This window comes from Nostoc sp. MS1 (assembly GCF_019976755.1).
Classification (GTDB): Bacteria; Cyanobacteriota; Cyanobacteriia; order Cyanobacteriales; family Nostocaceae; genus Trichormus.
This window is the reverse complement of record NZ_AP023441.1, coordinates 6,882,317-6,898,214: the sequence shown is the minus strand read 5'-3', so window position 1 is coordinate 6,898,214 and position 15,898 is coordinate 6,882,317. Positions and strand designations below refer to the sequence as shown.

The window sequence follows — 15,898 nt, the reverse complement described above, 5'->3', positions numbered from 1 at the left end:
CCCATGATAGAAAGTAGTATAAGCATGGGTCATCAGGTTGCAGTTAGCCGGCTGTGTGCCGGGGCTGTTCTCTAAAAGTTAGCCTTAGTCTTTTTGAGACTAAGTTAGCTCCAAAAGCTAGGCTAAAGCACGGAGTTCCTTCCGGCAGTCTGGTTGCAACCTGAAGACCCGCTAGACCGCTCTGACTTAGATTATCTGATCTAAATCAGAGCGGATAGTTTTATGTAGGGATGATCAGTGGTAGAAAGAGATAAAAACAACTGACACGCTCTGGCGTAATAAATGTAGGAGATTTCGGCAATGGCACAATTATTAGGTGATGCGGAAATTGAAGCACAAGCCAGTAAACTCTCTGGGTGGAGGCGACAGGGTTCCAAGTTGGAGACTACCCGCAAGTTTAAAGATTTTGTCGAAGCGATCGCATTTGTCAATAAGCTAGTAGAACCAGCAGAAAGTGCAGGACATCATCCAGATATAGAGGTGTCTTATAACAAAGTCAAAATTACGCTGACAACCCATGACGCAGGCGGTTTGACACAAAAGGATTTTGATCTGGCAACTGAGATTTCACAAATTAACTAATGCTTTTTAATAAACTGCAAAGTAAATATATAAAAAAGTACATAATTTTTTATACATAGGAAGTCAGGAATTGAATACTCTCTTTTGGTATATATATAGAAATAAGTGTGACAGTTAATAAGGTGATCGCTCCTAACTTGTCATACCGTTGAAATGCTCTATAATAATCAGCTATATGGGTAAGTTTTTGCATAAGTTGATTGCATTAATTTTTAAGATTAAGTTAATTAGTTATTAGCTTGGCAAAAACTAAAATTGTAAAAGTGGCAACTATGCCTCATCAAAAGAGTCAAATAAGATGTCGCACTTTTGAGAGTAGCTGCAACAAGAACAATTATCTATACAAGGTGTGAGGAGAAAAGCAAAATGTCTAATATATTGTGGAAATCCCTGGTGGTTAGCCCAGCTGTTTTAGGCGCAACACTGTTAGTTTCGTCAACAGCGATCGCAGCGACAAACGCAACCACAGAAGTAGCAACAACTGACACAGTAGTACCTACTGAAGTAGCAGTACAACAGCCAGAAATTGTGGCTCAAGCAGCCCCAACAACCAGCGAAACCCAGATTATCAACCAAGTTGACCGTTACGGTAGCGAAGGTAGAGGTACAACTCAAAGCCAGGTAACATCAGTTTCTCAGTTCTCTGATGTACAACCTACTGACTGGGCATTCCAAGCATTGCAATCCTTGGTTGAGCGCTATGGTTGTATCGCTGGTTATCCCAACGGTACATATCGCGGAAACCGTGCTTTAACCCGTTATGAATTTGCTGCCGGTTTAAACGCTTGTTTGGATCGCGTCAATGAGTTGATTGCAACAGCAACAGCTGACCTAGTAACTAAGCAAGATTTAGCCACTTTACAACGTTTACAAGAAGAATTTTCCGCAGAGCTAGCAACGCTGCGCGGTCGTGTTGATACATTAGAAGCACGCACAGCAGAATTGGAAGCTAACCAATTCTCCACCACCACCAAACTAGTTGGTGAAGCTATCTTTGCTGTTACCGATGTTTTTGGTGGTGGCGACATAGGTGATAACAACAACACTGTTTTCCAAAACAGAGTTCGTTTAGGCTTGCAAACCAGCTTCACTGGCAGAGATGTTTTAACTACTCGTTTGTCTTCTGGTAACGCCAGCAGCATTATAGGGGCAGATAATAACCCTGTTACTGGTACTGGAGAAGGACTACAAACTTTCCAAGTTAATAGCACAGGTAACAACACTGTTGAGATAGACAAATTGACCTATGAAGCTCCCATCGGCCCAGTTCAAGTTTACTTAGCTGCTGCTGGTGGTCGTCATAGTCATTATGCTGCTGTCAATAACCCCTATTTCTTTGACAAAACCGACGGCGGTAACGGTGCTTTATCCACCTTCTCTTCCGAAAACCCCATCTACCGTATTGGTGGTGGCGCAGGTATTGCGTTCAACATACCCTTTGGTCAAGGTGGCGGTATCTTAAGACCTAGCTCTTTAACAGTTGGTTACTTGGCATCTGATGCTAATAGTCCGAGTGGCATTAATCCCATCAATGGTCAAACAACTGGTTCAGGTTTATTCAACGGTGATTACTCCGCTTTAGGTCAGTTGAACTTTAGTGTAGGCGATCGCGTAGCGTTAGCTGCTACTTACGTTCACAGTTATAGAGGAGCAGGCAGCAATCTCTTTAGCCCAGGCAGGGATCTCGTAGGCGGTGGTGAAAATAATATACCCTTAGTCGGTACTTCCTTTGCCAACTCTTTAGCCAACTCATCCTCTATCAATGCCTACGGTGTGTCTGCTGCGTTTAGACCCAGCAATAATCTATCAATTAGTGGCTTCGTATCTTACATTGATGTCGTAGGTAGTGGTGCTGGTGATGATAGAGAAGCTTGGACTTACGGTGCTGGTATCGCCTTACCTGACTTTGGTAAGAGAGGAAACGTACTCGGTATCTTCGCAGGCGCTCAACCATACTCTTTGGGTAGAACATCTGGTGGTAACAATGATGTTCCTTACCAAGTTGAAGGTTTCTACAAATATCGCGTATCTGATAACATCTCCATCACTCCTGGTGTAATCTGGGTTACTAACCTGAACCAGAATGGTAACAATGACGATGCGTTTATTGGAACCCTGAGAACTACCTTCACCTTCTAAGGTGTTAATAACTCACTAAAAAGTTTTAAATCAAAAAACCCCGCTATTAGACGGGGTTTTTTGCTGTGATTAGCGGGGAAACACAAACCCCACTGCTTAACCGGAGTATACTGGAGAAAGTTAAGACTAAACACTATTTATTAAAAATTGCTTGTGGAACTATCGTGTAAATCAGAATACGCCATCCTTGCCTTAATCGAAATGGCAACACATCACCACAGTGGCGAACCTATGCAAATTAGACAAATCGCCGCTCAACAGAATATACCTGATCGCTATTTAGAACAACTATTAGCAACTTTGAGACGTGGAGGTATACTCAAAAGTCAACGGGGATCAAGGGGAGGTTATTTTTTAGCTCGTGAACCCCGAAAAATTAGCATTTTTGATATATTGGAATGTTTAGAAGGGTTAGAAGCAATTGCTGGTGAGGAAAATGTCAAGTCTCAAACATTAGATGGTTCGGTTATAGAAGAAATTTGGCAAGAGGCGCGTCAGGCGGCAAATGCTGTTTTGAAAAAATATAGCCTTGAGGATCTTTGTGAAAAAAGAGATGCTCGCAAGCATTTGGATGTAATGTATTACATTTAGTCATTAGTCAACAGTCATTAGTCATTAGTCCATAGTTTGGGAGTAAATAATAGGTACTGTGCATCAGCCAAGATGATTAGTAACTAGTGACAAATGACAAATGACCATTAACTAAATTAGGAAAAAAATATGCGGGTTGCTCGTAACGTTACAGAATTGGTTGGTCGTACACCTTTAGTACAATTGAACCGCATTCCTCAAGCGGAGGGATGTGTGGCACAGATTCTTGTGAAGATGGAAAGTATGAACCCATCTTCGTCTGTGAAAGACCGAATTGGGGTGAGTATGATTAATGCGGCGGAACAGGAGGGACTGATTTCTCCTGGGAAGACGGTATTGGTAGAACCAACATCGGGAAATACAGGCATTGCCTTAGCGATGGCAGCCGCAGCTAAGGGTTATCGTCTAATTTTAACGATGCCGGAAACCATGAGTGGTGAGCGTCGGGCGATGTTACGAGCTTATGGGGCAGAATTGGAACTGACTCCGGGAATGGAAGGGATGAGTGGAGCCATTCGCCGAGCGCAGGAAATAGTGAACAGTACGCCCTATGCCTATATGTTGCAGCAGTTCCGCAATCCCGCGAATGTGAAAATACATCGGGAAACTACCGCAGAGGAAATCTGGGAAGATACCGATGGACTGGTAGATATGATTGTCGCTGGAGTGGGTACTGGTGGTACGATCACAGGTGTAGCAGAAGTTTTGAAAGCGCGTAAACCTAGTTTCCAAGCGATCGCAGTTGAGCCTGCCAATAGCCCAATATTGTCAGGAGGTAAACCAGGCCCACACAAAATTCAGGGAATTGGCGCGGGTTTTGTTCCCCAAGTCCTCAAGCTACAATTAATAGATGAGGTGATTACCGTCACCGATGAAGAAGCGATCGCTTATGGTCGGCGTTTAGCCAGAGAAGAAGGCTTACTATCTGGAATTTCCAGTGGTGCAGCTTTGTGTGCAGCCATTCGCGTCGCTCAACGTCCAGAAAATGAAGGACGCTTGATTGTGTTGATTCAACCTAGTTTTGGCGAAAGGTACTTAAGTACACCTTTGTTCCAAGACCTAGAGGCGAAGGCAACAGCTAGCATTAGCTAAAAATAATTTGGATGAATGGTCGATTCTAAGAAAGACATAAATCATTACGACACTCTCAAAGTCAGTCCCAACGCCAGCCAAGCGGAGATTAAGCAAGCTTACCGCCGCTTGGTGAAATTATTCCATCCCGATAGTAATCAGGATACAGCAGACAAAGAGCAGATTATTCGCATTAACGCTGCATACGAAGTTTTAGGCGACAATCAAAGTCGCCTCAATTATGACCAAGGGCTACGGGATCAATCACAGAGATTAAATAGTGAGCGTCAACAACGCGCTACATCAGCCCAAGAACATTACAAAACAAGGCGCAAAAGTGGTAAGGATGCAGATGAGCAGGTAGAAGAGTGGCTACGCTTGGTTTATCACCCAGTCAACCGCTTACTTTGTACCATCCTCAGTTCCTTAGAAGAACAAATAGAAGAACTAGCCGCAGATCCCTTTGATGATGAATTGTTAGATACCTTTCAGGAATACTTAGTCACTTGTAAAGAAGACTTAAAGCAAGCCCAAACTATTTTTCGTTCCCGTCCTAATCCTCCTAGTATGGCTAGAGCCGCCGCCCATCTTTACTACAGCCTCAATCAAGTAGCAGATGGGTTGGAAGAGTTGGGTTATTTTCCCTTAAATTATGACGATCGCTATTTACACACTGGTCAAGAATTATTCCGCATCGCTACGAGATTGCACTGTGAAGCACAGGCTTCTGTGAGTAGTCAATAGGGGTTAGATAAGATTCCCTGTCATTAATTGTTTTTCCTAGTGTAGCCGAACATTTGCGATCGCTTGGTCAAGTACAATTAGCAACCAGCAACCTCTGGCATCGTTAAGAAACCTTCAAAGCTAGTTTCAACAACACCTTATTTTTATTTTTTGGAAGATAACAGTACGGCAATCATCTATAGTCAATAGCGAAAAATTTCTACACAAATGACTAATGACGAATGACTAATGACTAAAAAATTAGTTTATGCTGGTAGCAGTGAAAGATTAAGAAAATTTAAAATTTGCTCCCAGTGTACTCATGCAATGTATAGTAAATCGCCGCGCTCAGTTTTCGGCTAGCCACCGCTATTGGTTGCCAGAACTGAGTGAAGCCGAGAATATTGAGAAATTTGGCGCTTGCTCTCGGTTTCCTGGGCATGGACATAACTATGTCATATTTATCTCCCTAGCTGGAGAATTAGATGAATATGGCATGGTGTTGAACTTGTCGGATGTGAAACAAGTCATCAAGCGAGAAGTTACCAGCCAACTGGACTTTTCCTATCTCAACGATATCTGGGCAGAATTTGGGCAGACTTTGCCAACCACAGAAAATATCGCACGGGTTATCTGGCAGCGACTAGTACCTCACTTGCCTCTAGTCCGCGTACAGTTGTTTGAACATCCTGAACTTTGGGCAGATTATCTAGGAAACGGAATGGAAGCTTACCTCACTATTAGCACTCACTTTAGCGCCGCCCATCGGCTGGCTCATCCCAATCTCAGTCAAGAAGACAACACGGAAATTTATGGTAAGTGTGCGCGTCCTCACGGTCACGGACACAACTATCATTTAGAAGTGACTGTTAAGGGCGAGATTGATCCACGCACCGGGATGATTGTTGATTTAGGTGCTTTGAATCAGGCGATTGAAGATCATGTTGTGGAACCATTCGACCACACATTCTTAAATAAGGATATTCCTTACTTTGCCGAAGTTGTGCCGACGGCTGAGAATATCGCTTTGTATATTAGTAATTTACTGCGATCGCCTATTCAAGAAATAGGAGCCAAGCTTTATAAAGTCAAGTTGATTGAGAGTCCTAATAACTCCTGTGAAATCTACAGCACTGATTTAGAATCGAACAGTGTCAACACAGCAAAATCAGAGCCAATGTTGGCGCGGATTTAATTAACTTACCGTCCACAGTGTATATAGTAGGGATAGGTGCAAAAGTATTTGCAATCAAATTTGAATCATCCTGCTAAAAGATTTCTTGCAATGAGAATATAAACAAAAATAGGTAGCGCAGTTATTTGTGCTACCTTGTTTCTATTTCTGGCGTTGCTGAATCAAGGGATGATTCTTGTAAGGTAGATATCCTGCATACCCTGAAATACAAGGGAATGTACTGGAAACTCCATATATTAAATTAAGTCTTATTTTGCCACTAACTAAACTCTATCGTTTCTACAAACTCTAAAATACTCTCTTTAATGTTTTCTGCTTCTTCTTCTATAGAATCGGGAGTGTCACCATTAAAAAAGCTACGTTGGCTACTAATTATATACAAAAAATCATCTTGAATAAAGGAAATTAAACCTCGATAGGCATTCAATCTAGTAATAGTTCCATTGTTATCTTGCTGAGAAATTGTTGAACCATTTGGCATATCAACCAGGGCATAATAATAGTCTAATTCCCCTTGTTCTTGATATTCTGTATGTTTAATTGTCGCATCTGGTAGATTTTGTAAAATTGCTTGAGGCACATACTTCTCAACCATAATTGAGCGGAGATACTCTTGTTTTTCTGTGGAGTCTAGTTCTTCTAATTGTTCTGGAGGGATGGGATAATAATCAATCCTCAATAGAGTTCCAAAGTCATCTGAGAAGCCCACTACGCCTTCTTGACTTTGAATTTTCCCTCCTTGTTCGGCATCAACAGGAATGGGTACAGAGAAGTTACCCAGAGGTGATTCATAAACCTCTTCGCTATAATCTTCTACGATGAGAGTATTTCCTTCCTCATCGAAATCATCTTCATCTTCTGTATCTTGGAAGGCTGAGGTTATCTCTTGAATAACTTCTTGGGCTTCTGATTCTTCTAATTTTAATGCTGCTTGCAGTTTTTTCAGGTAAGGCTGTTTATCTTGGGGAATCACTAGTTGTTCTCCATCTAAGAGAATAATAACTCCAGCCGCGAAACCATCCCAAACTAATTCATCAGAAAGGGTTTGACTTGCTACGTTAAACAAAGCACCAATACTTTCTTCTTGGGAAATGGCGATGAGTTCATCAACTATTTCCACAATCTCTTCTTCTGAATATTCAGCAAAGACCTCAAATTGCCACAAAATAGCAGCTAAACTCTCAGCATCTATCTGTTCAACGGTTGAATCTGCCAAGGCTGTAACAACTGCGATCGCAGCAACGGCTTCTTCTGGTGTTAATGTTTCTTCTAGGGTTTGTTTTGAGTTGAAAATCTGCTCGTAACTAGTCATAAGTATTACCTCTTACTAAACATAAAGTTACAGAAAACCTGATGCTTATCTAACAATAGGAAGAAAGTAACAGGATTTTCATCTACGATATTTGGTATTTGTACGGTGATTGCAAATACTAGTACAATAGCCTGGAAATTTTATCCTCTGACAATCGAATTATGTTTATTCATAAATTCCTACCATTAGTAAGATATTTCTTTACATTTGCAGAGGCGGATTAATTTTATATTTTGAATTAATGAAACAGTTTAGAAATATTTAACAATCTTTTTTATCCTAATTTGATATGTTAGTAAATTTACCTATCTTACTTTAAGAAATAGTTAATAACTATATTTCAACTGAAGTTATATATAAGAAAAATTGATGTAAAGAGCGGAAATAAAAAGGTAGAAGGAAAAAAACTACACTTTTTAGCTTTCTCCTTCTACTTCTGTACAAAAAAGATTGTATTGAGTAAATTTTTTAAAGGACTAAAGTCCTTACTACAAGCTAGGACTGTAACCTGATGGCAACGCTACCTGCGTGGGCTGGTAAGCCTTCGGTTTGGGCTAGGGTGACGGCTGCTTGTCCTATTTTCTGCAATGCGGCTTGATTGCATTCCAAGTAGGTGATGCGTTTGAGGAAATCGTAAACGCTTAAGCCGGAAGCAAAACGGGCAGAACGGGAAGTGGGTAGGACATGATTGGGGCCGCCTAAATAATCGCCGATCGCTTCTGGGGTGTAGCGTCCCAAAAATAGGCTACCAGCGCATTTAATTTGACTAGCTAATAATTGGGGATTATCTACGCATAGTTCTACGTGTTCTGGGGCTAGTTGATTAAGTAAGGGGATGCTTTCAGCCAGATCGTTAACGATAATGACTGCACCGTGATTTTGCCAACTGCTAGTTGCTACTTGTTTGGTGGGTAGGGTAGTGAGAATTTGCTCAACTGCGGCGATTACTTCTTGGGCAAAGGATTCATCATCGGTAATTAGGATAGATTGGGCGCTGGGGTCGTGTTCGGCTTGCGATAATAAATCCCAGGCAATCCATTCTGGATTATTTTGGCGATCGCTGACAACTAAAATTTCTGAAGGCCCGGCGATGCTGTCAATACCTACAGTCCCAAATACTTGGCGTTTGGCTTCAGCAACGTAAGCGTTACCAGGGCCGACAATCTTATCTACTGGGGTAATGGTTTGTGTGCCATAGGCTAAGGCGGCAACTGCTTGCGCCCCACCAATACTATATATTTCTGTTACGCCAGCGACTTGGGCAGCCGCTAAGACAGCAGGATTGATTTCTCCTCCAGGCATGGGTACGGTCATTACTATCCGTTCTACCCCGGCAATTTTGGCGGGTAAGGCATTCATCAGCACCGAACTAGGATAGCTGGCGCGTCCTCCAGGGACGTATATTCCTACCTGAGATAGAGCTACCCAATTTAAGCCCAATTTTACACCTGTGTCATCTGTGTAACCTATATCTTGGGGTAGTTGTTTTTGGTGAAAAGATGTAATACGTTCTGCTGCTAATTCTATTGCTGCTTTCACCTCAGCAGAACACTTGGCAGCTTGTTCAGCAATGAAATCTGCACTTAAATGGTGAGAATCTGGGCTGTAATGGTCAAAACGACTGGTGTAGTCCTTGACTGCGGCATCACCCCGCACTTTCACATCAGCCAGGATATCGCGTACTGTACCACTCACATCAACCGTTGCTTCTCGGCGATCGCTCACTAAGGCTTGGAATTTGCTGTAAAATTCTGGGGCGGTTGTTTTCAGGACTAGCATGGACAGTATCTCTGAATTAATGCAGGTTTGCAGTAAGGACAATATTTAGTGTAGAGCGATATTAGCACTTTAGTCAGTTGTCAGTTGCCATTAGTCCATAGTCCATAGTCAACAGTCCATAGTCAACAGTTATTTTCCTCTTATAAAGTTCTATTAGCGGAGGCGGGGTCTTTAGCCAGGCTGCGTCAAGAGTTAAGATCCTAGTTCTTCTTTTATACCTTGGTGTGAAATCTGTTTCACCGTGACTACTTTCTGCTTCTTTCAATCTAACTTTTGGATGCTAAATTCTTACCAAGGTATCTTGCAATTAAATTATTAACTTATTTAGTGCTTTCATTTACTTAAGATAATTATCTTCAGTAAAGATTTTTGTGAAAGAAGTTATAGAAAGATTTCTATCTCAGGGTAGTCAAATTAAAGGTAGTAAAAAACTATTCTTATACAATAACCGAATTACAAAGGTATTAAATAATTATGACATCTAAAACTCCTCCCGATAATCGTCAAGATGATGCTAAATATAACCCAGAAGATAATCCTGGAACCCAAACCACTGTGCCAACTACAGAAGATGGTGACACCTCTCTTGATGAAAGATATCGGATGACTGGTCAAGAATCTGGTACTGATACTCGTCAAGGTGCTGAACCTGAAGCGGCTGGTGGTACTGTGACAACACCTGGTCTGCCTAATCAAGGAACAGAATCTCGTTAATAAGTTGCTTGAATTTTGGTCAGAATAGATGCTCGTTTTCTCCATTGCTAGCACCATGATATTTTCAGTTTGAAGTATCATCTGGAGAACGAGCAACAATTTTCACTATACTTACCATTTTCTCTTATCTGGTTAATGGTTAGTCATTTAACAAAATTACTCTTTAAACGATAATTCGCATCAGTTTAGCTACTTTTTGCAGTCTTTTAATTTATGAACTAGAAGAAAACTAAATTTAAAGCAAGCCAATATATAGTTGCGTTTAGGCATATTTATTTAGATTCATTAATCTTAGGGATTTTTTTGCCTAGCCACTGATAGTAGGGGATAGGGAACAATTTTCTATGCCCTAAATTATCTCGCAACTTTTATACCGTGAAAAGTGTTATGCTATATTCTTGAGAGTGTAATTGCAGATATCAAAATTGAATTTTGCAATAAAGAATAGAACATCAAATACATAAATAAGCAAAACAGCTTATTTATTATATGAGCAAGAATGCTTTTGATAGACAAAAAGCTCTGTTTTCTGGCGATATACAATACTATCTACTGTTAGTAACTTCTCATCAATCATATCGTAATAGATTTAACGATTTTTTTAAATCGGAATCTGTCAATAAGGTAAAAATTTTCTTTTGATTTATCAGACTTGTTGATAAATTTTCACTTCATTTTCCCAATATATACTTGTAACCGAACGCAATATGACACAAAGCAAATCTGACATTAACGGTAACGGATTCAAGCACATAATATCTACAAAAGTTAGTGAATCTAATGTGCCAGAATTATCTCAATTGTCATCTTCAAGTGTATCTTCTGAGCAGAAGAAACAACAAAAATCTCAAGGTTTTTTAGAGACACCTGATATAGTTTGTCTATCTCATTTACGATGGAAGTTCGTTTACCAAAGACCACAACACATTCTGAGTCGTTGCGCTCAAGGAAGACGAGTATATTTTATTGAGGAGCCAATTTTTAGCAAAGAACCTTTAGGCTGGTTAGATATTAGCCAAGATGATAGCGGTGTAGTGGTGGTTGTACCACATCTTACAGAAGGTTTGAGCGAAGAAGCAATTAATGCAGATTTGCGGGTGTTGGTTGATGGTTTCTTAGCTGAACAGAAAATTAGCAATTATATCTGCTGGTATTACACACCAATGGCGATCGCATTTACAAGCCATTGGCAACCCCAAGCTGTCGTTTATGATTGCATGGATGAGTTATCTGCTTTTAAAGGTGCATCACCTAAATTGAAGGCATACGAAGCAGAGTTATTCCGCCGTGCCAACTTAGTATTTACCGGGGGACAAAGCCTTTACGAAAGTAAAGTTAATCAACATCCCAATGTTTATGCTTTCCCCAGCAGCGTAGATGTAGCGCACTTTGCCAAAGCCAGAAATCTGCAAGAACCAGAAGATCAAGCTCATATTCCCCATCCCCGGCTGGGTTTCTATGGTGTCATTGATGAGCGGATGGACATTGAACTGTTGCGGGGAATTGCTGAAATGCGTCCCGACTGGCATTTAGTAATTATTGGGCCAGTAGTGAAAATTGATCCCGCAACTCTGCCTCAAAATGACAATATTCATTATCTTGGTAGTAAGGAATATAAAGACCTACCTAAATATTTATCAGGTTGGGACTTGGCGATGTTGCCATTTGCGCGTAATGAATCAACTCGCTATATTAGTCCTACCAAAACTCCAGAGTATCTTGCAGCCGCTACGCCTGTAGTTTCTACTTCCATCCGCGATGTAGTCCGTCCTTACGGGGATTTGAAGTTAGTACGTATTGCCGACACAGTTGATGAGTTCGTTGCAGCCGCCGAGGTGGCAATGCAGGACGATAATGTCGCATCAGGTTGGCTGAGTCGAGTTGATACCTTTTTAGAAAAGATTTCTTGGGATCGGACTTTGGCATCAATGATTAAGTTGATAGATTCAGCGATCGCAACTGATAATAAAGAAGATAAAAATGGTTCTACTGGTGCAGTTACAGGTAAACAAGCACCTAATATCATCACTAGAGATTTTGTCTTCGATTACCTAATTGTTGGTGCTGGATTTTCTGGTAGTGTAATTGCCGAACGTTTAGCAGCTGATGGTAAGAAGGTACTAATTGTAGACAAGCGGAACCACATTGGCGGTAATGCCTACGACCATTACGATGAACATGGTGTTCTCGTCCATAAATACGGGCCGCATATCTTCCACACCAACTCCCGCGATGTTTTTGAGTACCTGTCCCACTTCACCCAATGGCGTGCTTATGAACATCGTGTCCTTGCCAGCGTAGATGGACAGTTGGTTCCCATCCCCATCAACCTGGATACTATCAACAAACTTTATGGGATGAACCTCAATTCATTTGAGGCGGAGGAGTTCTTTAAATCACTGGCTGAACCCAAGGAATACATCAATACTTCAGAAGATGTAGTCATTAGCAAAGTTGGTCGAGTTCTATACGAAAAGTTCTTCCGCAATTACACAAGGAAGCAATGGGGACTTGATCCTTCAGAACTTGATAAGTCAGTAATTGCTAGAATACCTACTCGTACAAATCGGGACGATCGCTATTTTACCGATACTTACCAAGCAATGCCACTGCATGGATTTACCAGGATGTTTGAGAGTATGCTCAATCACTCGAACATCAAGGTAATGTTGAATACAGATTATCGGGAAATTGAAAAAGCGATACCTTGCCGAGAGATGGTTTACACCGGGCCAGTGGACGAGTTCTTTGAATATCGCTATGGTAAGTTACCTTATCGCTCACTGGAGTTCAAGCACGAAACTCACAATACCCAAGTATTCCAACCTGCACCAGTTATTAATTATCCCAATGAACACTTATATACTCGTGTAACTGAGTTTAAGTATTTAACTGGGCAGGAACACGCTAAAACTAGCATTGTTTACGAATATCCTCAAGCAGAGGGCGACCCTTATTATCCTGTACCTCGTCCTGAAAATCAGGAAGTTTACAAGCAATATAAAACTTTAGCGGATAGCACTCCCGGAGTATATTTTGTAGGACGCTTGGCAACTTACAAATATTACAACATGGATCAATGTGTGGCGCAGGCTTTGTCTGTGTATAAGCAAATTGCTGTCAAAGCCTAAGTAATTTGTAATGCGTAATTCGTAATTCGTAATTAGGAGTCCTAACTGCGAATTATGAATTATTGCTTTGCGGGTTTAATAAGTGGTTTTTTAAACGCAGAGGGACGCGGAGTTCTCGCGGAGGAACGCAGAGTATTTTATTGAGATTTTGTACTAGATGTACTTAGCCTTTCTTAATTACGAATTATGTAGGCGCAAGCCTTGTCGCAGACTATTATAAATTATAAATTATGACTTCTGACCTCAATACAAAACATTCTCTAGAGATGTGGGCTGGTATCGAGTGTACCGTTAATCGTGTGGGTGATGAGTATTTTGACCAGTTAGAGCGCAACGGTCATGAAAGGCGTTTGGATGACTTAGAGTTGTTTGCCGAACTGGGGATTAAGAAAATTCGCTACCCGGTGTTGTGGGAGAAGATAGCACCTAATGGTTTGGAGACTGCTGATTGGTCGTGGGCGGATGAACGGCTAGAGAAGTTAAAAGAACTCGGCATTACTCCAATTGTGGGATTAGTGCATCATGGTAGTGGCCCCCGTGACACTAGTTTGGTAGACCCAGAGTTTCCGCAGAAGTTAGCTGTGTTTGCTCGTGCGGTGGCGGAGCGATATCCTTGGGTAACATATTACACGCCTGTCAATGAACCACTGACAACAGCACGGTTTAGTGGGATGTATGGTCACTGGTATCCTCATGGACGAGACCCTTTAACTTTTGTTCGGGCTTTGTTAGGGGAGTGTCAAGCGATCGCACTAGCAATGAAAGCTATCCGCGAAGTTAACCCCGATGCTAAACTTGTGCAAACAGAGGATTTGGGTAAAACTTACACTACACCAAAACTAGCTTATCAAGCAGAGTTTGAAAATGAGCGCCGTTGGTTAAGCTTTGATTTATTGTGTGGTCGCATCAATCAGACTCATTTTATTTGGGAATATTTGTGTAACTGCGGTATCAGTGAGACGGAACTAGAGGCGGCTGCCAAAAATTGTTATTGTCCACCAGATATTATTGGTATTAACCATTACCTAACAAGTGAGCGCTTTCTGGATGAAAATTTAGAAAAGTATCCAACTTGGACACATGGTGGTAATGGCAAAGATAGATACGCAGATGTAGAAGCTGTTAGGGTTTGTGCTGAAGGAACAGCAGGCGCATACACTTTACTTAAAGAAACTTGGAAACGCTACCAACTCCCACTAGCCATCACCGAAGTTCACCTCCAATGTACCCGTGAGGAGCAACTGCGCTGGTTTAATGAGGTGTGGAATGCTGCTCAAAGATTACAAAATGATGGTGTAGATATTCGTGCTGTCACAGCTTGGGCGCTTTTAGGTAGTTACGATTGGAATAGCTTATTAACGCGCTCAGTTGGTTACTACGAAGCAGGCGTGTTTGATTTGCGTTCCCCAAATCCCCGACCAACTGCGATCTCTAAATTAGTTGCTGATTTAGCTGCTGGTCGTCAACCCAATCACCCACTCCTGGAAATACCAGGATGGTGGCGGCGACCAGAACGTTTAGAGTATCCAGCCGTCAGTTGTTTTAATCAGGGGAGTGGTGAGTGGGGAATAAAGAATGGGGAAAAGTGTACATCCTCCCTACTCCCTACTTCCTACTCCCTACTCCCTACTCCCCGTCCTTTATTAATTATTGGCGCGAGAGGTACATTAGGAAAAGCTTTTGCTCGGTTGTGTGAATTGCGGGGTATTACCTATCGCTTGTTGACACGCCAAGAAATGGATATTACTGATGCGGCTTCTGTAAATGCGGTACTTGCTCAATTAAAACCTTGGGGAGTTGTAAATGCTGCGGGATACGTGCGCGTAGATGATGCAGAACGCGAACCTGATGTTTGTTTAAAAATTAATACTGAAGGTGCGGAAATCTTAGCTACTGCTTGCGCTCAACATAATGCAGCTTTGTTAACCTTTTCTTCTGATTTAGTATTTAACGGTGCTGTGACTAATCCTTATGTAGAAACTGATACAGTTGCCCCGCTCAATGTGTATGGTTGCAGCAAAGTTTTGGCAGAAAAATTAGTATTACAAGCTAACCCCGCATCTTTAGTAATTCGCACCAGCGCCTTTTTTGGCCCGTGGGATGACTACAACTTTGTCACTATTGCCTTACGTGAACTGAGTGCTGGGAATACTTTTGTTGCGGCTGAGGATGCGGTTGTTTCACCTACTTATGTACCAGACCTTGTTCATGCTAGTTTAGATTTATTAATTGATGGTGAAAGCGGTTTGTGGCATTTAGCTAACAAAAGTGCGATCGCTTGGGCTGATTTAGCTAAACTAGCAGCAAAACAAGCTGGTGTAAGTATTAGTAGTTTGGTAACTTTACCTGCACAGGAATTTGGCTGGGTTGCTCCCCGTCCTATTTACAGCGTCCTTGGTAGCAGTCGCGGCGAAATTATGCCTTGCCTCGACAGTGCTATGTCCCGCTATTTTAACGAAAGAAGTTAGTTTTTAGTCAATAGTCCATAGTCACTAGTTTTTCTTCTTTATCCCCTGCTTAGTGAATCTCGACTGCGTGGTAGTTGAGGTAGTAGGGTGAGCAATGCTTACCTACTGCATTCACATTGCATCTGTCTGCATTCGTATTGTATCAGCCTGTATTCATATTGCACCGACCTGCATTCGCATTGCATCCACCTGC

The 15,898-nt window shown here is 41.6% G+C and carries 11 protein-coding genes; 9 read left to right on the top strand and 2 right to left on the bottom strand.

Annotated elements, in window-relative coordinates; genetic code table 11:
- Positions 1–300: 300 nt before the first annotated feature.
- The 6 genes from NSMS1_RS29890 to NSMS1_RS29865 all read left to right on the top strand — a co-directional run bounded on the left by NSMS1_RS29890 (position 301) and on the right by NSMS1_RS29865 (position 6,301).
- On the top strand, positions 301–582 hold the full coding sequence (locus tag NSMS1_RS29890) for a 4a-hydroxytetrahydrobiopterin dehydratase (RefSeq protein ID WP_224088712.1): 282 nt from the start codon (positions 301–303) through the stop codon (positions 580–582).
- Between the two features lie 366 nt (positions 583–948).
- Positions 949–2,721: an iron uptake porin gene (locus NSMS1_RS29885; protein ID WP_224088710.1), complete on the top strand. Its 1,773-nt coding sequence runs from the start codon at positions 949–951 to the stop codon at positions 2,719–2,721.
- A gap of 153 nt (positions 2,722–2,874) precedes the next feature.
- Positions 2,875–3,312, top strand: a complete 438-nt coding sequence (locus NSMS1_RS29880; protein WP_224088708.1) for an RrF2 family transcriptional regulator — start codon at positions 2,875–2,877, stop codon at positions 3,310–3,312.
- 129 nt (positions 3,313–3,441) lie between these two features.
- Positions 3,442–4,404, top strand: coding sequence for a cysteine synthase A (gene cysK, locus NSMS1_RS29875; protein ID WP_224088700.1), 963 nt, complete (start codon positions 3,442–3,444; stop codon positions 4,402–4,404).
- Between the two features lie 15 nt (positions 4,405–4,419).
- A complete protein-coding gene (locus tag NSMS1_RS29870; RefSeq protein ID WP_224088698.1) occupies positions 4,420–5,127 on the top strand; it encodes a J domain-containing protein in 708 nt (235 codons plus the stop codon).
- 301 nt (positions 5,128–5,428) lie between these two features.
- A complete protein-coding gene (locus NSMS1_RS29865) occupies positions 5,429–6,301 on the top strand; it encodes a 6-carboxytetrahydropterin synthase (RefSeq protein ID WP_224088696.1) in 873 nt (290 codons plus the stop codon).
- A 259-nt stretch (positions 6,302–6,560) separates the two neighbouring features.
- Here NSMS1_RS29865 and NSMS1_RS29860 read toward each other — a convergent pair whose 3' ends face one another.
- Together NSMS1_RS29860 and hisD are read right to left on the bottom strand one after the other, a co-directional pair.
- Positions 6,561–7,613 (bottom strand): hypothetical protein, encoded by a 1,053-nt coding sequence (locus tag NSMS1_RS29860; protein WP_224088694.1) that lies wholly within the window; start codon positions 7,611–7,613, stop codon positions 6,561–6,563.
- A 495-nt stretch (positions 7,614–8,108) separates the two neighbouring features.
- A complete protein-coding gene (hisD, locus tag NSMS1_RS29855; RefSeq protein WP_224088692.1) occupies positions 8,109–9,392 on the bottom strand; it encodes a histidinol dehydrogenase in 1,284 nt (427 codons plus the stop codon).
- A 474-nt stretch (positions 9,393–9,866) separates the two neighbouring features.
- On the opposite strand from hisD, the gene NSMS1_RS29850 reads away from it, so the two are divergent.
- From NSMS1_RS29850 to NSMS1_RS29840, 3 genes are all read left to right on the top strand, one after another.
- On the top strand, positions 9,867–10,106 hold the full coding sequence (locus NSMS1_RS29850) for a hypothetical protein (protein WP_224088690.1): 240 nt from the start codon (positions 9,867–9,869) through the stop codon (positions 10,104–10,106).
- Between the two features lie 707 nt (positions 10,107–10,813).
- Positions 10,814–13,237 carry a UDP-galactopyranose mutase gene (gene glf, locus NSMS1_RS29845; protein WP_224088688.1) on the top strand — a complete coding sequence of 808 codons (2,424 nt, stop codon included), beginning with the start codon at positions 10,814–10,816 and terminating at the stop codon, positions 13,235–13,237.
- Between the two features lie 230 nt (positions 13,238–13,467).
- On the top strand, positions 13,468–15,705 hold the full coding sequence (locus NSMS1_RS29840; RefSeq protein WP_224088686.1) for a family 1 glycosylhydrolase: 2,238 nt from the start codon (positions 13,468–13,470) through the stop codon (positions 15,703–15,705).
- The last annotated feature ends 193 nt before the right edge of the window (positions 15,706–15,898 follow it).

What these genes read in the sequence shown, in the direction of transcription:
- NSMS1_RS29860 (WP_224088694.1), bottom strand. Translation starts at nt 7,613, where the DNA reads ATGACTAGTTACGAGCAGATTTTCAACTCAAAACAAACCCTAGAAGAA.
- NSMS1_RS29865 (WP_224088696.1), top strand. Translation starts at nt 5,429, where the DNA reads ATGCAATGTATAGTAAATCGCCGCGCTCAGTTTTCGGCTAGCCACCGC.
- hisD (WP_224088692.1), bottom strand. Translation starts at nt 9,392, where the DNA reads ATGCTAGTCCTGAAAACAACCGCCCCAGAATTTTACAGCAAATTCCAA.
- NSMS1_RS29850 (WP_224088690.1), top strand. Translation starts at nt 9,867, where the DNA reads ATGACATCTAAAACTCCTCCCGATAATCGTCAAGATGATGCTAAATAT.
- cysK (WP_224088700.1), top strand. Translation starts at nt 3,442, where the DNA reads ATGCGGGTTGCTCGTAACGTTACAGAATTGGTTGGTCGTACACCTTTA.
- NSMS1_RS29870 (WP_224088698.1), top strand. Translation starts at nt 4,420, where the DNA reads ATGGTCGATTCTAAGAAAGACATAAATCATTACGACACTCTCAAAGTC.
- NSMS1_RS29885 (WP_224088710.1), top strand. Translation starts at nt 949, where the DNA reads ATGTCTAATATATTGTGGAAATCCCTGGTGGTTAGCCCAGCTGTTTTA.
- NSMS1_RS29840 (WP_224088686.1), top strand. Translation starts at nt 13,468, where the DNA reads ATGACTTCTGACCTCAATACAAAACATTCTCTAGAGATGTGGGCTGGT.
- glf (WP_224088688.1), top strand. Translation starts at nt 10,814, where the DNA reads ATGACACAAAGCAAATCTGACATTAACGGTAACGGATTCAAGCACATA.
- NSMS1_RS29890 (WP_224088712.1), top strand. Translation starts at nt 301, where the DNA reads ATGGCACAATTATTAGGTGATGCGGAAATTGAAGCACAAGCCAGTAAA.